The organism is Dankookia rubra (assembly GCF_004355005.1).
In the GTDB taxonomy this organism is placed as follows: Bacteria; Pseudomonadota; Alphaproteobacteria; order Acetobacterales; family Acetobacteraceae; genus Paracraurococcus; species Paracraurococcus ruber_A.
On record NZ_SMSJ01000008.1, the window covers coordinates 65,828 to 84,141 of the forward strand.

Annotated in this window: 21 protein-coding genes; 10 read left to right on the top strand and 11 right to left on the bottom strand. The window is 71.5% G+C overall.

Features of this window, described 5'->3' with window-relative positions:
- Positions 1–23 precede the first annotated feature (23 nt).
- The 3 genes from E2C06_RS09265 to E2C06_RS37485 all read right to left on the bottom strand — a co-directional run bounded on the left by E2C06_RS09265 (position 24) and on the right by E2C06_RS37485 (position 2,104).
- Entirely contained in the window at positions 24–896 is an 873-nt protein-coding gene (locus E2C06_RS09265) for an inositol monophosphatase family protein (RefSeq protein WP_133288321.1), read from the bottom strand.
- A 183-nt stretch (positions 897–1,079) separates the two neighbouring features.
- Positions 1,080–1,649: an elongation factor P gene (gene efp / locus E2C06_RS09270; RefSeq protein ID WP_133288322.1), complete on the bottom strand. Its 570-nt coding sequence runs from the start codon at positions 1,647–1,649 to the stop codon at positions 1,080–1,082.
- Between the two features lie 296 nt (positions 1,650–1,945).
- Positions 1,946–2,104 (bottom strand): hypothetical protein, encoded by a 159-nt coding sequence (locus tag E2C06_RS37485; protein ID WP_165982298.1) that lies wholly within the window; start codon positions 2,102–2,104, stop codon positions 1,946–1,948.
- Positions 2,105–2,203: 99 nt separating this feature from the next.
- Between E2C06_RS37485 and E2C06_RS09275 the strand changes: the two genes are divergently transcribed.
- Positions 2,204–2,602, top strand: a complete 399-nt coding sequence (locus E2C06_RS09275; RefSeq protein WP_133288323.1) for a hypothetical protein — start codon at positions 2,204–2,206, stop codon at positions 2,600–2,602.
- A 269-nt stretch (positions 2,603–2,871) separates the two neighbouring features.
- Here E2C06_RS09275 and serA read toward each other — a convergent pair whose 3' ends face one another.
- The 6 genes from serA to aroQ all read right to left on the bottom strand — a co-directional run bounded on the left by serA (position 2,872) and on the right by aroQ (position 8,221).
- Complete coding sequence (gene serA, locus E2C06_RS09280) at positions 2,872–4,119, bottom strand: phosphoglycerate dehydrogenase (protein ID WP_133288324.1); 1,248 nt, start codon at positions 4,117–4,119, stop codon at positions 2,872–2,874.
- Between the two features lie 42 nt (positions 4,120–4,161).
- Positions 4,162–4,977, bottom strand: a complete 816-nt coding sequence (locus tag E2C06_RS09285) for a site-specific DNA-methyltransferase (protein ID WP_133288325.1) — start codon at positions 4,975–4,977, stop codon at positions 4,162–4,164.
- A complete protein-coding gene (gene aat / locus E2C06_RS09290) occupies positions 4,974–5,645 on the bottom strand; it encodes a leucyl/phenylalanyl-tRNA--protein transferase (protein WP_133288326.1) in 672 nt (223 codons plus the stop codon). Before aat ends, E2C06_RS09285 begins: the two co-directional genes overlap by 4 nt.
- Positions 5,646–5,885: 240 nt before the next feature.
- Complete coding sequence (gene accC / locus E2C06_RS09295; RefSeq protein WP_241671191.1) at positions 5,886–7,247, bottom strand: acetyl-CoA carboxylase biotin carboxylase subunit; 1,362 nt, start codon at positions 7,245–7,247, stop codon at positions 5,886–5,888.
- A gap of 6 nt (positions 7,248–7,253) precedes the next feature.
- Positions 7,254–7,760: an acetyl-CoA carboxylase biotin carboxyl carrier protein gene (gene accB, locus E2C06_RS09300; RefSeq protein ID WP_133288327.1), complete on the bottom strand. Its 507-nt coding sequence runs from the start codon at positions 7,758–7,760 to the stop codon at positions 7,254–7,256.
- The gene (gene aroQ, locus E2C06_RS09305) at positions 7,757–8,221 is read right to left on the bottom strand and encodes a type II 3-dehydroquinate dehydratase (RefSeq protein WP_133288328.1); all 465 of its coding nucleotides are present in this window, start codon (positions 8,219–8,221) and stop codon (positions 7,757–7,759) included. The genes accB and aroQ overlap by 4 nt, the downstream gene beginning before the upstream one ends.
- A 67-nt stretch (positions 8,222–8,288) precedes the next feature.
- Between aroQ and thiS the strand changes: the two genes are divergently transcribed.
- The 6 genes from thiS to E2C06_RS09335 all read left to right on the top strand — a co-directional run bounded on the left by thiS (position 8,289) and on the right by E2C06_RS09335 (position 13,200).
- On the top strand, positions 8,289–8,561 hold the full coding sequence (thiS, locus tag E2C06_RS41200; protein ID WP_241671192.1) for a sulfur carrier protein ThiS: 273 nt from the start codon (positions 8,289–8,291) through the stop codon (positions 8,559–8,561).
- Between the two features lie 3 nt (positions 8,562–8,564).
- The gene (locus E2C06_RS09315; RefSeq protein WP_133288329.1) at positions 8,565–9,377 is read left to right on the top strand and encodes a thiazole synthase; all 813 of its coding nucleotides are present in this window, start codon (positions 8,565–8,567) and stop codon (positions 9,375–9,377) included.
- Positions 9,378–9,453: 76 nt separating this feature from the next.
- The gene (locus tag E2C06_RS09320) at positions 9,454–9,750 is read left to right on the top strand and encodes a c-type cytochrome (RefSeq protein WP_206664491.1); all 297 of its coding nucleotides are present in this window, start codon (positions 9,454–9,456) and stop codon (positions 9,748–9,750) included.
- On the top strand, positions 9,750–11,009 hold the full coding sequence (locus E2C06_RS09325; protein WP_133288330.1) for an NAD(P)/FAD-dependent oxidoreductase: 1,260 nt from the start codon (positions 9,750–9,752) through the stop codon (positions 11,007–11,009). Before E2C06_RS09320 ends, E2C06_RS09325 begins: the two co-directional genes overlap by 1 nt.
- Positions 11,010–11,459: 450 nt before the next feature.
- Entirely contained in the window at positions 11,460–12,590 is a 1,131-nt protein-coding gene (locus tag E2C06_RS09330; protein WP_133288331.1) for a type III PLP-dependent enzyme, read from the top strand.
- A gap of 142 nt (positions 12,591–12,732) precedes the next feature.
- Entirely contained in the window at positions 12,733–13,200 is a 468-nt protein-coding gene (locus E2C06_RS09335; RefSeq protein ID WP_133288332.1) for an Lrp/AsnC family transcriptional regulator, read from the top strand.
- Between the two features lie 62 nt (positions 13,201–13,262).
- Here E2C06_RS09335 and E2C06_RS09340 read toward each other — a convergent pair whose 3' ends face one another.
- Entirely contained in the window at positions 13,263–13,742 is a 480-nt protein-coding gene (locus E2C06_RS09340) for an Hsp20/alpha crystallin family protein (RefSeq protein WP_133288333.1), read from the bottom strand.
- A 206-nt stretch (positions 13,743–13,948) separates the two neighbouring features.
- Here E2C06_RS09340 and E2C06_RS09345 point away from each other — a divergent pair, with 206 nt between their 5' ends.
- From E2C06_RS09345 to recQ, 3 genes are all read left to right on the top strand, one after another.
- Positions 13,949–14,908, top strand: coding sequence for a radical SAM protein (locus E2C06_RS09345; RefSeq protein ID WP_241671193.1), 960 nt, complete (start codon positions 13,949–13,951; stop codon positions 14,906–14,908).
- A 72-nt stretch (positions 14,909–14,980) separates the two neighbouring features.
- Entirely contained in the window at positions 14,981–15,376 is a 396-nt protein-coding gene (locus E2C06_RS09350) for an OmpA family protein (protein WP_133288334.1), read from the top strand.
- 49 nt (positions 15,377–15,425) lie between these two features.
- A complete protein-coding gene (recQ, locus tag E2C06_RS09355; protein ID WP_133288335.1) occupies positions 15,426–17,255 on the top strand; it encodes a DNA helicase RecQ in 1,830 nt (609 codons plus the stop codon).
- A gap of 6 nt (positions 17,256–17,261) precedes the next feature.
- On the opposite strand, the gene E2C06_RS09360 is transcribed toward recQ, so the two are convergent.
- Positions 17,262–18,245 carry a YihY/virulence factor BrkB family protein gene (locus tag E2C06_RS09360; RefSeq protein ID WP_241671194.1) on the bottom strand — a complete coding sequence of 328 codons (984 nt, stop codon included), beginning with the start codon at positions 18,243–18,245 and terminating at the stop codon, positions 17,262–17,264.
- Positions 18,246–18,314 lie beyond the last annotated feature (69 nt).

An 18,314-nucleotide genomic window follows, 5' to 3' on the forward strand; every position in this document is an offset into this window, starting at 1 on the left:
GGCGGTACGGCCGGCGCTGGAGCTCAACCCGCGGCGGGCGGGCCCGCTTCGGCGGCGCGGCCGCGGACGGCGCCGGCGGCGGCGATGCCCTCCTGCACCACCTCGCGCAGCTTGCCGTGCAGCGCCTGGTTGCCGGCGACGACGTTGCCCTCGAGGTAGGGGTCGCCGCCTTCAGGGTCGGTGGCGAAGCCGCCGGCCTCGCGCACCAAGATCAGCCCGGCGGCCATGTCCCACTTCTTGATGCCGAGCTCCCAGTAGCCGTCGTAGCGGCCGGCGGCGGTCCAGGCGAGGTCGAGCGCGGCCGAGCCGAAGCGCCGGACGCCGGCCACCTGCGGCATGATGCGGCCGAGGATCTGGCTGAACTCCGCCTTGCGCGGCACGCCGGCGAAGGGGATGCCGGTGGCGAAGAGCGCGTGGTTCATCTCGCGCCGGCCGGAGACGCGGAGCCGCTTGTCGTTGAGGAAGGCGCCGACGCCCTTTTCCGCCCAGAACATCTCGTCCGAGGCCGGGTTGTAGATCACGCCGGCGACGATTTCGGTCCGGTCGGCATCCACCCGCTTCTCGATCCCGACCGAGACGCACCAGTGCGGGATGCCGTGCAGGAAGTTGCTGGTGCCGTCGAGCGGGTCGACCACCCAGCGCCATTCCCAGCCCTCCGCGCCATGGCTGCCGCTTTCCTCCATCAGGAAGGCGAAGCCGGGGCGGGCGCGGGAGAGCTCCTGCCGCAGCGTCTCCTCGGCGCGGATGTCGGCTGCGGAGACGAAGTCGCCCGGGCCCTTGGCCGAGACCTGGAGCTGCTCGACTTCGCCGAAGTCGCGGAGCAGGCGGCGGCCGGCCTTCTGGACGGCGCCGACGACGACGTTGAGGGCGGGCGAGAGGCGCGGGGAGGAGGCCATGGCGGCGGGGTGTTCCTGGGGGTCGGCTTGGGGCGGCGGGCCAGGCGGGGGCGGGGCTGGCCCCGGCCGGAGGGTCTCCCCGCCCGCGGCGGGGACGCGGCTGCCCGGGCGCGGGCAGCGGCGGGGCGGCCCCTCGGCCGGCCGGGGCGCAGGGGCGCGGCCCCTCGGCGGGGCCGCGGCGGCTCAGCCCTTGGCGCGTTCCACGTAGGAGGCGTCCTCGGTCTTCACCACGATCCGGTCGCCCTGGGTGACGAAGGGCGGGACCATGGTCTTGACGCCGTTCGAGAGCACGGCCGGCTTGTAGGAGGAGGAGGCGGTCTGCCCCTTCACCACCGGATCGGCCTCGACGACTTCCAGCGTCACCTGCTCGGGCAGGGTCATCGCCACCGGCTCGCCCTCGATCATGCGGACCTGGACGGTCATGTTCTCGACCAGGAAGGGCAGGCGGTCGCCGAGGATGTCCTTCGGCACCGTGGTCTGCTCGTAGGTCTCGGGGTGCATGAGGATGATGTTGTCGCCCTCGGCGTAGGAGAAGGTGAACTCCTCGTCCGAGGTCTCCAGCCGTTCCACCACATCCGCCGTGCGCCAGCGCTGGTCCTTCTTGGACCCGGTCTTGATGTTGCGCATGTCCACCTGGATGATGGCATTGCCCTTGCCAGGGATCATGATGTTCTGGCGGATGATGGTGTAGCGCTGGCCTTCGAATTCGATGACCATGCCGGCACGCATCTGGTTGGCCTGCATCTTTGCCATGGGTGGGCTGCCTGTCCGGGTGGAGTGAATGAGCGGGCGCGGGCCGTGCCGGGATCGGCAGGCCTGGGCGAGGGGGGCGGTTTTAGGCGGCTTCCAGGCCCTGCGCAACGCCGGCCGCACCCGTACTCCGCTTCCGCCGCAACACCGGAGGCTCGTGCAGATCGAAACCGGGCCGGAAGCATGGTTGCCTTCACGTCAAGGGGAGGATGCTCGCCCGGCCGCGCACCGATCCGGCGGGCATGCCGCGGCGGCAGGCAATTGCCTGCACCGGGGACCCTGCCTGCCCCTGCAACGAATCAGCCGTTGCCGCTGCTGGCGTCCGGGGGCGCCCGAGTTTCCCGCCCGCCGCCCGGCATGGTTTCGTGTGGTTTGCGGATCGAGCCGGTTTCGAGTTTTCGATGCTGCGCCGCCACACGCTCCGCTAGAAATTCCGTCCACACCACCAGCGAAACCATCTGGCCCCCACTCCCCGAACGACTCGCCCTTTGATAAGGTCCCGGCGCGGGGTGCCCCCTGGCCCCGACAACCGCTGGACCATAAAGCGAGCGACTGGGATGGAATCGATCACGCGCCTGCCGGGCATCCGCCCCTTGGCATTGCCGCGCCTGCCCGCCGACTTCTTCGCCCCGCCGCGCGACCCCTCGGCGCCCGAGCCGCTCGGCCTGGAATGGCCGCGCCGCGGCGCCGCCTTCCGCCTCACCGGCTGCCCGAAGCTCCAGGCTGCCTTCCGCGCCGCGCTCGCGGAGTACGAGGCGGCCGAGAATGCCGCCGCCCTGGCCCGCTGCTCGGGCGACCTCCGCGGCTTCTTCGCGGCCACCACCGGGACGCATCGCGGCTTCGCGGCGCTCGAGGCCTTCGGCCTGCCGGCCGCCGATCTCGGCCGGCTGCAGGCGCTGGCCCGCCGCCGGGCGCGCGAGGCCGCCCGCCGCGGCCGCCAGGACGAAGCCGCCTGAAGGCTTGAGCTTTCCGGCTCGTTCATGATACGTTCCGGCCTCCGGCAAGGAGGCCAGCCTTGGAGCACGCGCCCGGGCTTTCCCGCGACTGCCGTTGCGAAATGCCCCGGAGCCTCGCCCACGCCCCGCCTTTGTCCGAAAGCGCGCATCGCGCGCCCGCAACCCGAGGTGTCCAGAGGCCTTTCGGCCTTTGGCGGGGTGGCCTGGAGGGGCAGCGCCCCTCCGGTCCCGCTTCCGGCTTTGTCCGAAAACGCCGTTCCCGGCGAGCTTTATTCCCGCTCGTAGATCAGCCGTGCCCGAAGCGTTCCCGGCAGCGCCCGCAACTCGCCGAGGATCGCCTCCGCCGCCGAGCGCGCCTCGACGCTCTCGACCACCACGTAACCGAGGTCGCCGAAGGTCTGGTAGTACTGCGCCGCGATGTTCAGGCCGCGCTTGCCAAAGGACTCGTTGATGCGGGACAGCACGCCGGGCGCGTCGCGGTGGACATGCGTCCAGCGGGCGCCGGTGGGACGCGCGGGCAGCTGCACCTGGGGGAAGTTCACCGCGCCCATGGTGGCGCCGCTGTCGCTGTACTCGACCAGCTTGCGGGCCACCTCCTGGCCGATGCGCGACTGCGCCTCCTGCGTCGAGCCGCCGATATGCGGGGTCAGGATGACGTTGGGCAGGCCCTGGACCGGGCTGGCGAAGCGCTCGCCGTTGCGGGCCGGCTCCTCGGGGAAGACGTCGGCGGCGAAGCCCAGCAGGTGGCGGGACCGCAGGGCGTCCGCCGCGGCCTCCAGGTCCACCAGCGTGCCGCGGGCATTGTTGATCAGGATGCTGCCCGGCTTCATCGCGGCGATCTCGCGCGCGCCGATCATGCCGATCGTCTCCGCAGTCTCCGGCACGTGCAGCGTCACGATGTCGGCCTCGGCCAGCAGCTCGGCAAGCGACGAGCAGGGCCGGGCATTGCCGTGCGGCAGCTTCGTGGTGTGGTCCCAGTAGATGACCCGCATGCCGAAGGCCTCGGCGAGCACCGAGAGCTGGCTGCCGATATTGCCGTAGCCCACGAGCCCGAGGGTCCGCCCGCGCACCTCGTAGCTGCCCTCGGCCGACTTGTCCCAGCCGCCGGCATGGGCGGAGCGGGAGCGGTCGGGGATGCCGCGCAGCAGCATCACCACCTCGCCCATCACCAGCTCGGCCACGCTGCGGGTATTGGAGAAGGGCGCGTTGAAGACCGGGATGCCGCGGGTGCGGGTGGTGTCGAGGTCGACTTGGTTGGTGCCGATGCAGAAGCAGCCCACGGTGATCAGCCGGTCGGCCGCGGCCAGCGCCTCGTCCCGCAACTGGGTGCGGGAGCGGATGCCGAGCATGTGGACGCCCTGGAGCGCCTCGGCCAGCGCCGGGCCGTCCAGCGCCTTGGCCATGCGGGTGACATTCTGGTAGCCGGCGCCGGCCAGCAATTCGACGGCGCTGTCGGAAATCCCCTCCAGCAGCAGGACCTTGATGCGGTCCTTGGGAAGGGAGATGCGGTCGGACATGGGGGGCTCCGGCTGACACGGCGGGGGCCGCGGGCCGGCTGTCTAGGCCGGATCCCCGGCTGGCGGAAGCGCGAGGAGGGTGGGGCCGCGATGCGGTCCGCGCGGGGGCAGGTCGCGGGTGCGGTAGCGGGCGACCTCCTGGCCGGCCGGGACCTTCTGGAAGACCAGGAAGTAGCTGTGGTTCTTCCGCGCATGCACCTGGCGCAGCAGCCGGGCGATGCCCGGCTTGCCGCTGCGGACCAGCACGAAGAGGTCGCGCGCATAGAAGCCGAGCGCGGCGAGGCCCATGACGATCTGTACATGGGTCAGCTCCTGCCGGTTGGCGCTGACCTCGTCCTGGCACTTGACGATGAGGATGCCGTGGTCGCGCAGCACGCGCCGCGCCTCCCACCCCGCATCGAGGTAGAGGTCGAGCACCGCCTGGTGCCAGCGGCCGCCGCCGGGCGCGGCATGCGCGCCGCCGGAGGCGTAGAAGTCGCGCAGCGCGACATGGCTGCCGAGCCCGCCGCGGGTCTCGGCCTTCGGCCGCAGCAGGCCTTCCATGTAGGGCGGGTCGAGCACCAGGGCGTCGATGGCGTCCGCCGCATAGGGCAGGGCGCGGCAATCCGTGCCGGTGGCGAGGTCGGTGGGCAGCACCCGGTAGCGGCCGGGCGGCACCTCGCGCCAGAAGACGCCCTGGCCGAAGGTGACGTCGGCAATGGTGGCGCCGTCCGGCACGTGCAGCGCCAGGATCTGCGGGAAGAGCGCCGAGTTGCCGCCGGCATGGGCCGAGAGCACGACATCGGCGGTCGCGGTGCCGCCCTGCACGCGCTTTCGCCGCCCCGGGGCGGGGACAAGTCCGTCCTCGGTCGCGGTCACGCGGCGGCAGGCTCCCTCAGCGCGCGGATCGCGGCCTCGAGCGCGACCGGGTCGGGGGCGGCGAGCCAGCGCGCCTCCTCGCCCACCGCATGCGCCAGGCGGCGCTTGTAGTCGGCGCGGGGGATCTCGTGCGCGCCGAACTGGGCCAGGTGCTCGGTCAGGAACTGGCTGTCGAGCAACGAGAAACCGCCCAGCCGGAGCCGGGCGACGAGATGGACCAGGGCGAGCTTCGAGGCGTCGCGGGCGCGGCTGAACATGCTCTCGCCGAAGAAGGCGCCGCCGAGGACGACGCCGTAGAGGCCGCCGACCAGCACCTGGCCGTCCCAGACCTCGATCGAGTGGGCATGGCCCTGGCGATGCAGGGTGAGGAAGAGGAACTCGATCTCCGGGTTGATCCAGGTGTCCTCGCGGCCCGGGGCGGGGGCGGCGCAGCCGGCGATGGCGCCGGCGAAGTCGGCATCGGCGGTGACCCGGTAGGAGCTGTGCAGCACGGTGCGCAGCAGGCGCTTCGGCAGGTGGAAGCCGCCGTCGAGCGGGATGATCCCGCGCCGCTCCGGGTCCAGCCAATAAAGCCGGTCGCCGCGCCGGCTCTCGGCCATGGGAAAGAGACCGGCGCGATAGGCGCGCAGCATGAGGTCCGGGGTGATGTCGATCTGCCGGCGGCTCATGCCGCGGCGACCGGGACGCCGCACGACGCCCGCCGCCCCGGCCCACCCGCGAGGGGGCGCGCGTTCACCACGTGGCGGCGGGGGGCGGGATCGGCATCCCCCGACTATATCGAGCGGCAGCCCATGGCGCCACGGCCCCGGAGGCCGCGCGGCGTCACCCGGCGGCGAGGCGGTGTCCCGCACCTCCGGCATATCGGCATGTACCCCCGCGGCGGATGCGCCCGCGGTACCGGGCCGGGTTCAGCCCGCCTCCGGCGCCTGCCGGTTGGCCACGAAGCGTTCCAGCCAATGGATGGTATAGTTCCCGGCCTGGAATTCCGGGTCCTCCATGATGGCGCGGTGCAGCGGCAGGGTGGTCTGGATGCCGTCCACCACCATCTCGGCCAGCGAGCGCCTGAGGCGGGCGATCGCCTCGGCCCGGGTCGCGCCATGCACCACGAGCTTCGCCACCAGGCTGTCGTAGTGCGGCGGCACCGCGTAGCCCGAGTAGAGCGCGCTATCGACCCTGACGCCGAGCCCGCCCGGCGCGTGGTAGGTATGAACCCGGCCGGGGGAGGGGGCGAAGGTATCCGGGTCCTCGGCGGTGATGCGGCATTCGATCGCATGGCCGTGGAAGCGGATCTCGGACTGGTCGTAGCCGAGCGGCTCGCCGGCGGCGACGCGGAGCTGCTCCTTCACCAGGTCGATGCCGCAGACCATCTCGGTCACGGGGTGCTCGACCTGCAGCCGCGTGTTCATCTCGATGAAGGCGAACTGGTTGTCCTGCCAAAGGAATTCGAGCGTCCCCGCGTTGCGGTAGCCGAGCTCGCGCAGCGCCCGCGTCACCTGGGCGCCGAGCGCGTCGCGGTCGGCCGCGGTCAGCACCGGCGAGCCCGCCTCCTCGACCAGCTTCTGGTGCCGGCGCTGGAGGGAGCAGTCGCGCTCGCCGAAATGCACGACATTGCCGTGGCTGTCGGCCATGACCTGCAGTTCGATGTGGCGGGGGCGGTCGAGGTATTTCTCGAGATAGACCTCGTCGTTGCCGAAGGCGGCCTTGGCCTCGGTGCGGGCGACGCGCCAGGCCTCCTCGAGCTCGTCCTCGGAACGCGCCACCTTCATGCCGCGTCCGCCGCCGCCGGCGGCGGCCTTGATCAGCACGGGATACTTCACCTCGGCGGCGACCGCGCGGGCCTCCTCGACCGAGGCCAGCGCGCCGAGGCTGCCCGGGACCAACGGCACGCCGAGCCGGCGCATCGCGTCCTTGGCGGCGATCTTGTCGCCCATCATGCGGATGTGCTCGGGGCTCGGGCCGATGAAGGCGAGGCCGTGCGCCTCCACCATCTCGGCGAAGTCGGCGTTCTCCGAAAGGAAGCCGTAGCCCGGATGCACCGCGTCCGCGCCGGTGATCGCGGCGGCCGAGAGGATGGCGGCGACGTTCAGGTAGCTGTCGCGCGCGGCGGGCGGGCCGATGCAGACGCTCTCGTCGGCCAAGCGGACATGCATCGCGGCCGCATCGGCGGTGGAATGCACCGCGACGGTGCGGATGCCCATCTCCTGGCAGGCACGGTGGATCCGCAGCGCGATCTCGCCGCGGTTGGCGATCAGGACCTTGCCGATGCGCACGCGCGCCTACTCCACGATCATCAGCGGCTCGCCGTATTCGACGGGCGTGCCGGGCTCGATCAGGATGCGGGTCACGGTGCCGGCCTTGGGCGCCTTGATCTGGTTGAAGGTCTTCATCGCCTCGATCAGCAGCAGGGTCTGGCCCTGCGCCACCTTCGATCCCAGCGTGACGAAGGGCGGCTGCCCCGGCTCGGGCGCCAGGTACGCGACGCCGACCATGGGGGAGGCGACGAGGCCGGGATGCTTGGCGAGGTCGAGGCTCTCCTCGGCCGCGAGCTGCGCGGCGGTCTGCGCCACGACGACCGCAACCGGGGCGGCGGGCGCCGCGGCCGGGGCCTGCGGCATCGGCCCGGGCCAGGCCACCTGCACCGGCGCGGCCGGTGCCGGGAGCTTCCGTGCCACGCGGATGCGGCTATCCTTCTCGACCAGCTCGATCTCGGTCAGGTCGGTGTCCTTGAGGATCTGCGCCAGGGCGCGGATCGCCGCCGGGTCGAACTGGATGCCGTTGCTCATTCTTCGTCGTCCGGGTCGATCGGGTCGACCAGCCCCGCCATGGCCTGCAGCGCGAGGGCGTAGCCCTGCACGCCGAGGCCGGCGATGACGCCGGTGGCCGCCTTCGACACAAAGCTGTGGTGCCGGAATTCCTCCCGGCGATGGATATTGGTGATGTGCACCTCGATCACCGGCAGCCCGACCGCCAGCAGCGCGTCGAGCAGGGCGATCGAGGTCGTGGTGTAGCCCGCCGGGTTGATGATGATCCCGGCCGAGCGCCCGCGGCATTCCTGCACCCAGGTGACCAGCTCGCCCTCGCCGTTGGTTTGGCGGAAGTCGATCGCGAGCCCGAGCCCCTCGGCGGTTTCGGCGCAGAGCGCCTCGACGTCGTCGAGCGTCGCATGGCCGTACTTTTCCGGCTCGCGCGTGCCCAGCATGTTGAGATTCGGGCCGTTCAGGACGGTGATCAGGGGCGGAGTCACGGCAGGGTGTCCTGTCGGGTGGGGGGTTGGGGCTAGCACGGGGGGTTTTCGTGCCGCAAGCGGTGGGATGCAGCCGTGCGTCCCGGGTGCCTTGCCGCCGGCGTCGGGCTTCGCCATGTTCCGCCGCATGGAGGCGACGATATCCATCACGGTGAATGGCGAGGCGCGGGAGATCCCGGGCCCCGCCACGGTGGCCGACCTGCTGGCGCGCATCGGGCTCGACCTGCGCAAGGTGGCGGTCGAGCGCAACCTGGAGATCGTCCCCCGCTCCACCTATGCCGCCACCGCGCTCAGCGCCGGCGACCAGCTGGAGATCGTCCACTTCATCGGCGGAGGCTGAGCCATGGACACGATTCCGACCACGGCTGCGACGCTTGACGACACCTGGGAGGTCGCCGGCCTCCGCTTCCGCTCCCGCCTGATCGTCGGCACCGGCCGCTACAAGGACCTCGAGGAGACCGGGCGGGCGATCGATGCCTCGGGTGCCGAGATCGTCACCGTCGCGGTGCGGCGGGTGAACCTCGGCGACCCCGCGGCTCCGATGCTGCAGGATTTCGTCGACCCCAAGCGCTACACCTACCTGCCGAACACTGCCGGCTGCTTCACCGCGCAGGACGCGGTCCGCACCCTGCGCCTGGCGCGGGAGGCCGGCGGCTGGAACCTGGTGAAGCTCGAGGTGCTGGGCCCGCCGCCCTTCCTCTATCCTGACATGCGGGCGACCTTCGAGGCGCTGGAGGCGCTGCTGAAGGACGGCTTCCAGGTCATGGTCTACTGCTCGGACGACCCGATCGCCGCCAAGCGGCTCGAGGAGATGGGCGCCGTGGCGGTCATGCCGCTGGGCGCGCCGATCGGCTCGGGCCTCGGCATCCAGAACCCGGTGATGATCCGGGCGATCATCGAGAATGCCAAGGTCCCGGTGCTGGTCGATGCCGGGGTCGGCACGGCCTCCGACGCCGCGCTGGCGATGGAGCTCGGCTGCGACGCGGTGCTGATGAACAGCGCCATCGCCCATGCCAGGGAGCCCGTGCGGATGGCCCGCGCCATGAAGGCGGCGGTCGAGGCCGGGCGGCATGCCTTCCTCGCCGGGCGGATGCCGCGGCAATATGCCGCCGACCCGTCCAGTCCGCTGCATGCCGGGGTGATCGGGCGGAACTGAGCGGGCTTGCCGCTGGCGCACCGGGCGGGGCGCCCTACTCTTTCCTGACGGGGATGCAGGGGGAGGGGAGCGGCCCATGCAGGGAATGCCTTGGCCGATCGCGGTGCTGCTGGTCCTGCCCCTGCTTGGCGGTGCCGCCGTGGCCGATCCGGCGCCGCTGGCGGCGCAGGGCTGCCTCGGCTGCCATGGCCCGCAGGGCCGGGGGACCGGTGCCGGCGCGCGGCTGGCCGGGCGGGACGCGGCGGAGCTCGACGCGATCCTGCGGGACTACCGGACCGATGCGCGCCAGGGCACCATCATGAACCGCATCGCGCGCGGCTACACGGAGGCCGAACTGGCCGCGGCGGCTGCCTATTTCGCGGCGGTCCGGTGATGCGGCTCACCCGCCGCGCCGCGCTCGGGCTGCTGGCCGCGCCCGCCCTCTCCCGCGCCCAAGGGGCGGCGCGGCTGCTGGTGGTGGGGGGCGGCTTCGGCGGCGCCTCGGCCGCCCGCTTCGCCCGGACCAGCTACCCCGAGCTGCAGGTCACGCTGGTCGAGCCGCAGGCGCGCTTCGTCACCTGCCCCTATGGCAACCTGCTGCTCGGCGGCTTCCGGCAGATCGGCGACATCACCCATTCCTATGACGGGCTGCAGGCCGCCGGCATCCGCCTGGTGCAGGACTGGGCGGCCGGGATCGACGCCGCGGCGCGGACGGTGCGGCTGCGCGGCGGCGGGGCGCTGGCCTACGACAAGCTGATCCTCTCGCCCGGCATCGCGCTCCGCTGGGGCGCGCTGCCCGGCTACGACGAGGCGGCAGCCGAGGTCTTCCCGCATGCCTGGATGGGCGGCGATGGCAGCCAGATCGAGCTGCTGCGGCGGCAGCTCGAGGCCATGCCGGATGGCGGCGTGGTCGGGATCTCGATCCCCGCCAATCCCTACCGCTGCCCGCCGGGCCCCTACGAGCGCATCAGCATGGTCGCGGCCTATCTCAAGCGCCACAAGCCGAAATCCAAGGTCCTGGCGCTGGATGCCAAGGACGCCTTCAGCAAGCAGGGCCTGTTCCAGGACGGCTGGAAGGCGCTCTATGGCGGCATGGTCGAATGGGTGCCGGCCAGCCAGGACGGCGCGGTGGCCCGCGTCGACCCGGGAGAGAAGGTCTTCGAGACCGAGTTCGGCACCCGCCACACGCTGGCGGTCGGCAACGTCATCCCGCCGCAATCGGCCGCGCGCATCGTCACCGCCAGCGGCCTAGCGGCGAAGACGGGCTGGGCGGAGGTCGACCCGCTGACCTTCGCTTCCCGCGCCGCGCCCGACATCCACATCGTGGGCGACGCCAACAACGGCGCGCCGATGCCGAAATCCGCCTTCGTCGCCAACAACACGGCGAAGCAGGCGGTGGCCTGCGCCGCAGCCGCGCTGCGCGGCCAGTCGCCGCCCGAAGGGGTCTATTTCAACACCTGCTACAGCCATGTCGGCGAGGCCTACGGCATCAGCATCGTCGGCATCTTCCGCCCCGGCCCGGCCGGCTTCGTCGAGGTGCCGGACTCGGGCGGCGTTTCCCCGCGCGGCGTGCTGCCGGAGCAGCGGCGGCTGGAAGCGGCCTATGCCGACGCCTGGTATGCCAGCATCACCCGGGACATGTTCGGCGGCTGACCCGGTTCGCCGTCTTGGATCGTGGCGCTGGCGCTTGCCGTACCGGTGGATTCCCGGCCGATTCGCCCGGCGGCAGGCGTTTCAGCCTGATCCTCGCGAGGGTTCCGGGGGAGTTTCCGGCCGCCGGCGAAGGTTGCTGGAAAAAAATCCGGCCAGGGCGGTTTTTTCGCTTTGCAGGGGAGGGGGCGGGCCCTATATGCCGCCTCAGACGCAGTACGCACGTGCCTCTGGCCCCAGGCCCACGGAACCCCGGCGCTCCTCCACAACGGCGCCAAGTATCGGGTCACCGCAGCGCAAGGTTTACGCAACGACGTCAAGCGTTCTGGCAACCCCGTTCGGGTCAATCCCGGGCGGTCCACTTGGTCGCTGGTTCGTTCGACCGTTTCGTCAACTTGGGGCCGCCGTCCCGGAACATGGGGGCGGTCCTTCCTGTCTTTGGAGGGTGCTGGCATGACCCCGAAGGTCGCCCGCTATCTGCGTGACACCGCCCCGGCGACGCCCTGCTTCGTCCTCGACGTGGACCGGGTGGAGGAGAACTACCGCCGCCTGATCGCGGCGATGCCGCTGGCGCGCGTCTACTACGCGGTCAAGGCGAACCCCGCCGCCCCGATCCTCGAGCGCTTGGTCGGCCTCGGCTCCTGCTTCGACGCGGCGAGCCTCGAGGAGGTCGAGGCCTGCCTCGCGGCCGGCGCGACGCCGAAGGCGATCTCCTACGGCAACACCATCAAGAAGGAGAGCGCGATCCGCGCCGCCTTCGAGGCCGGTGTGACCATGTACGCCTTCGACTCGGAAGCCGAGTTGCGGAAGCTGGCGCGCAGCGCGCCCGGCGCCCGGGTCTATTGCCGCATCCTGGTCGGCAACGACGGCGCCGAATGGCCGCTGAACCGCAAGTTCGGCTGCGACATCGAGATGGCGAAGGCGCTGATGGTGCAGGCCGGCGAGCTCGGCCTCGACCCCTACGGCATCTCCTTCCATGTCGGCAGCCAGCAGACCAAGACCACGGCCTATGAGGCCGCGATCGGCCGGGTGGCGATGCTGTTCACCGACCTCAAGGAGGCCGGGATCAACCTGCGCATGGTCAACCTCGGCGGCGGCTACCCCGTGCGCTACCGCGCCGAGGTGCCGGAGATCGACGATTTCGGCGCCGCCATCATGGGCGCGATGGTGCAGCATTTCGGCAATGCGCTGCCCGAGATCGTGATCGAGCCGGGCCGCTTCATGGTCGGCGATGCCGGCGTGGTCTCGGCCGAGGTCGTGCTCGTTTCCCGCAAGGCGGCGGACGACCCGGTGCGCTGGGTCTACCTTGACATCGGCCGCTTCGGCGGCCTGGCCGAGACCGAGGGCGAGTCGATCAAGTACGCCTTCCGCACGCCGCATGACGGCGAGGCCGATGGTCCCGTGACCATCGCCGGACCGACCTGCGACAGCACGGACACGCTGTACGAGAAGTCCAACTACCGCCTGCCGCTCGCGCTCGACTGCGGCGACCGGGTGGAACTGCTCTCGACCGGCGCCTACGTGACGACCTATGCGAGCCAGGCCTTCAACGGCTTCCGCCCGTTGGCCGAGCATTACGTCTGACGCCAGCCGATCGCCGGAGGCGGCCGAGCCGCCCGGCACTGCGGGCGCAGCTTCGATGGTCGAATGCCCGGCCGGGGCTCGTTCCCCGGCCAACGAAAATCCTTCCGTTCACAAGCCGGGCGAGGGCGCTTAAAGTCCCGCCATGGATGAGATCGACCGGAACCTGACCGTCGCCCTGCAGCTCGATGGCAGCGCGGGGCTGGCGGAGCTGGCCAAGGTCGCGGGGCTGTCGGTCTCCGCCACCGCGGAGCGGGTGAAGCGGCTGGAGGAGCGCGGGGTGATCCGCGGCTGGCGCGCCGACCTCGACCCGGCCCAGGCCGGCTGCCCCTTGCTGGCGCATGTGCTGGCCGCCGTGGCGCCGGGCCGCGACGACACCGCCTTCCGCAAGGCGATGCGGCGGGAGGAGGCGGTGCTCGAATGCCACGCCGTCACCGGCCCCTGGACCTACCTGCTGAAGCTGCGCCTGCCCGACATGGCCGCGCTCGACAGCTTCCTGAACGAGGAGCTGCGCGTCCTGCCGGGCGTGCAGCGGGTGGAGACGCTGCTGGCGATCGCCACGGTGAAGGAGACCAGCATTCTTCCGGTGGCGGCGGCGGACCCGGAGGAATAAGGCCGGCGGCTTCCCCGACGCGACGGACCGGGGATGCTTCCGCCCCCGCCTGGCGTCCTTCCTCAGGCGTTCGGCCCCTTGATCGGGATCTTGTTCTCCGCTGCCTGCGCCTTGGCCGGCCGCGGCAGCGTGACGTGCAGCACGCCCTTGTCGAAGCTGGCCGAGACGCTGCCCGGCTCCGGCGCGAAGGGCAGCCGCAGGCTGCGCTGGAAGCTGCCGAAGCTGCGCTCCCGCATGTGCAGGCCGCGTTCCTCGGTTTTCTTCTCCTCCCTCTTCTCGCCGCGCAATGTCAGGGTCTCGCCTTCCAGCGAGAGGTCGATGTCGCTCTCGGCAACGCCGGGCAACTCGGCGGTCAGTTCCAGCCCGGCCTCGGTCTCCTTGACGTCAAGGCTCGGGGCGAAGCCGCCGCCGAAGGGCATCCGCGGGCTGGCGGCGCCGCGGAACACGTCGTCCACCGCACGGCTCAATTCGCGCTGCAGCTGGAAGAAGGGATCGTCGCCGCGCGTCAGGTCGTTGCGAGAGGCAAGGAAGCGGGAGAGCATGGACTTCTCCGTTGTTGCTGTTGCTGCGGGCCCGTCCTGGGCCCGGGCGCAGGATTCCACCGCGCGGCGGCGGCGGCCTTGCGGCGCCTCAAACGCACCCGACCTGCGCCGGCGCTGCGCCGACAAGGAGGTGTGATAGCCTGCCCGCCGTAACCGCCGGTGCCCGTCCGGCGTACCGATCCCAGCCGATCAGGAGCCATCGCCGCGTGTCCGTCATCGCTGCCCCCGCGACCCGCCCGCTCGATCCGTCGAAGTTCCGCAACCCGCTGGTGACGGCGAATGGGGAGGCGCGCGCCACCGTCGCGCTCTCGGCGTTGCGGACGCTCTGGGTCAATACCGGCACGCTGTGCAACATCACCTGCCGCAACTGCTACATCGAGAGCAGCCCGCGGAACGACGCGCTGGCCTACATCACTGCGGCCGAGCTGCGCGGGTACCTGGACGAGATCGCCCGCGACGCCCTGCCGGTCGAGGAGATCGGCTTCACCGGCGGCGAGCCCTTCCTCAACCGCGACCTGCCGCAGATGCTGCAGGAGGTGCTGTCGCGCGGCTTCCGCGCCCTGGTGTTGACCAATGCGATGAAGCCGATGCGCAACCATGCCGCCGCGCTGCTGGCGCTGCGGGCGGCGCATGGCGACCGGCTGACGCTGCGCGTCAGCCTCGACCACCATTCCGCCCTGCTGCACGACCTGGAACGGCAGGAGGGCAGCTTCGCCCAGGCGCTGGACGGGCTCGAATGGCTGGCGCGGCAGGGTTTCCGCACCCATGTCGCCGGCCGCGCCGGCTTCGGCCAGGAGGACGAGGCGGCGATGCGCGCCGGCTTCGCGGCGCTCTTCGCCGAACGCGGCATCCCGATCGACACGACCGATCCGGTCTCGCTCATGCTCTTTCCCGAGATGGATGCGGCGGCCGACGTGCCGGAGATCACCACGGCCTGCTGGGGCATCCTGCGGAAGTCGCCGGACAGCCTGATGTGCGCCTCCGCCCGCATGGTGGTGAAGCGGCGCGGCGCCATGCGGCCGGCGGTGCTGGCCTGCACGCTGCTGCCCTACGACCCGCAATTCGAGCTCGGCGCAACGCTCGCCGAGGCATCGCGGCCGGTGGCGCTGAACCATCCGCACTGCGCCAGGTTCTGCGTCCTCGGCGGTGCCGCCTGCTCGCGCTGAGCGCGCGACGCGGTTGACGGCGGCGTGGCTTTCCCGGACCAATCGACCTTCTGACCGATCCGGAGTCGTGCCATGCGCCGTCGCCTCGCCTTCGCCGTCCTGCCTCTGCTGGCGCTTGCCGCCTGTCAGGCGCCCACGCCGCCCGCGCCCGCTCCGGTTACGGTGGTCTTCTTCAACGCCGACAGCGCGGCGCTGGACGAGAATGCCCAGGCGATCGTCGCCCAGGCGGCCGGCTTGGCGAAGGAACGTCCCGGCGCGCCGGTGCGCGTCCGCGGCTTCGCCGCGCCCGATGCCGGCACCGCCGCCTTCGGCAAGGCACTGGCCGAGACGCGGGCGCAGCATGTCGCCGATCACCTGGCCGAAGCCGGGGTGCAGCGCAGCCGCATCCGCATCGAATCGCGCGGCGCCGTGCCCTTCGACAGCTTCCCGACCGAATCCCGCCGGGTGGAGATCGTGATCGGCCAATAAGGCCGCGACAGGCCGTTGGGACTCGTCGGCGGCATGCTATAGCCTCGGCATGCTCGACCAGCCGAGGCCGGACACCGAGGGCGAGGCGCCCGAGGAGGTCCTGCACCGCGTCTTCGGCCACCCCGCCTTCCGCGGACGCCAGGAGGAGATCGTCCGCCATGTCATGGCGGGCGGCTCCGGACTCGTGCTCATGCCGACCGGCGGCGGCAAGTCGCTGTGCTTCCAGGTGCCGGCGCTCTGCCGCCCCGGCCTCGGCGTCGTCGTCTCCCCGCTGATCGCGCTGATGGAAGACCAGGTCGCGGCGATGCGGCAGCAGGGCGTCGCCGCCGCCGCGCTGCATTCCGACCTGCCCGACGATCAGGCGCGCGAGGTGAAGCGCGACCTGGCGCGGGGCGCGGTCAAGCTGCTCTACGTCTCGCCGGAACGGCTGCTGCTGGACGGGACGCTCGACTTCCTCGAGCGCCGGTCGCTGGCGCTCTTCGCGATCGACGAGGCGCATTGCGTCAGCCAGTGGGGCCACCACTTCCGGCCGGAATACCGCGGGCTCGGCCTGCTGGCGACGCGCTTCCCGAGCGTGCCGCGGATGGCGCTGACCGCGACCGCCGACCCGCGCACGGTCGAGGATATCCGCGCGCAGCTCGGCCTGGCCGAGAGCCCGGTCTTCCGCGGCGGCTTCGACCGGCCGAACATCTTCATCAGCTCCGAGCCGCGGGAGAGCGAGCGCGGCCAGCTGCGCGCCTTCATCAAGGCGGCGGGCGACGGCACCGGGGCCGGCATCGTCTATTGCGGCACGCGGGCCAAGACCGAGCAGACCGCGGAATGGCTGCGCGGTGACGGCTACGACGCGCTGAGCTTCCATGCCGGGATGGAGCCGGGGGCCAAGCGCGACGCGCATCGCCGCTTCGCCCGCGGCGATGCCGTGGTGATGGCGGCGACGATCGCCTTCGGCATGGGGATCGACCGGCCGGATGTCCGCTGGGTCGCGCATCTCGACCTGCCGAAATCGCCGGAGAGCTGGTACCAGGAGATCGGCCGCGCCGGGCGCGACGGCCTGCCGGCGCGCGCCCTGCTGCTCTATGGCGCCGGCGACATCGCGCTGGCCCGCCACCGCATCCTGGAAAGCCCGGCGGGCGAGGAGCAGAAGCGGATCGAGCGCGCCCGGCTGGAGGCGATGGTCTCCATCGCCGAGGCGGCGACCTGCCGGCGGCGGATCCTGCTGCGCTGCTTCGGCGAGGACGGGCCGGAGAACTGCGGCGCCTGCGACGTCTGCCGCAACCCGCCCAAGCTGTTCGACGGCACGGTGCCGGCGCAGAAGCTGCTGAGCGCGGTGCTGCGCACCGGGCGGCGCTTCGGCGTGGCGCATCTGGTGGATGTCCTGCGCGGCAAGGTCACCGACAAGGTCGCGCAGTTCTCGCACGATCAGCTGCCGACCTTCGGCGTGGGGAAGGATCTGTCGGACCAGGCCTGGCGCGGCGTGGCGCGGCAGCTGGTGGCGATCGGCGCGCTCGACGTCGCCATCGAGAACCATGGCGAGCTGGTGCCGACCGATGCCGCCAGGCCGATCCTGAAGGGCGAGCAGAAGGTCATGCTGCGGGCCGAGGCGGTGACGGCCGGCGCGCCGCGCGAGCGCAACGGCCGCGGCGCCCAGCCGGCCATGGCCGGCGACCCGCTGTTCGACGCGCTGCGGTCCTGGCGGAAGCGCGAGGCCGAGATCCAGGGCCTGCCGGCCTACATGATCTTCTCGAACGAGACGCTGGCCTCGATCGCCACGATGCGGCCGCAGGATGCCGAGGACCTGGCGATGATCCCAGGCGTCGGCCGCAGCAAGCTGGAACGCTACGCCGATGGCGTGCTGCGGGTGGTGCGGGAGGACGGCTGAGGCGGCCTACCGCTTCCTCTTCAGCAGGGTGAGCGCCACCGCCGTCAGCGCCGCGGCGCCCACCGCCGGCGCGGTGCTTTTCCGCGGGCGGTCGCGGCGGCGCTGCCGCCGGCAGGGATTGACCGGGTCGGCGGCCAGCGCTTCCTGCGCCTCGGCATTGCCGAGCATGCCGGCCCAGACCTTGGTGAATTCCGCCCCGAGCAGGAAGATCTGCGCGGAGTAGTAGATCCAGATCAGCACCGCCATCAACGCTCCCGCCGCGCCATAGGTGCTGGCGATGCCGGTGGTGCCGATATAGAAGCCGATCAGCCACTTGCCGATGGTGAAGAGGAAGGCGGTGACCAGCGCGCCGACCCCGACGTCGCGCCAGCCGATATGGCGGTTCGGCAGCAGCTTGTAGATGCCGGCGAAGACCAGCGCGGTCATGACGAAGCTCAGGCCGAAATTGGTCAGGCCGATCAGGTTGCCGGTCTGCGGCACCAGCTCGGTCGCCCAGCTCGTGATCGCCGCCATCACCGCCGTCGCGGTCAGGGACGCCAGCAGCAGCAGCCCGGTGCCGAGCACCAGGCCGACGCTGACCAGCTTGTTCCGCAGCAGGCGGATCCAGGTGTCGCGCTCGGGCGCCGGGGCGCGCCAGATGACGTTGAGCGCGGCCTGCACCTCGGTGAAGACGCTGCTGGCGGTGATCAGGAGCACGGCGATGCCGATCACCGCGGCGATCTGGCCGGATTGCTGGTCGGCGGCGCTGCGGATCAGGCCTTCCACCACCTGGGCGCCGGTATCGCCCATCAACTCGTGCAGGTGATGCGCCACCGCGCCTTCGACCGCCTGGGACCCGAAGAAGATGCCGGCGATGGCAATGGCGATGACCAGCAGCGGGGCAACCGAGAAGAAGGAATAATAGGCGATGGCGGCGCCACGGCTCATCGCGTCGTCGGCGATATAGCCTTCGACGCTGCCTCTTATCAGGTCCCAAAGCCTCTGCAGCATAAGCCGTCTCCTTCCCGCGGACGCACGGTCCCCGGGGAATTCGCCCCCGCATGGGCCGCCGCACAAGCG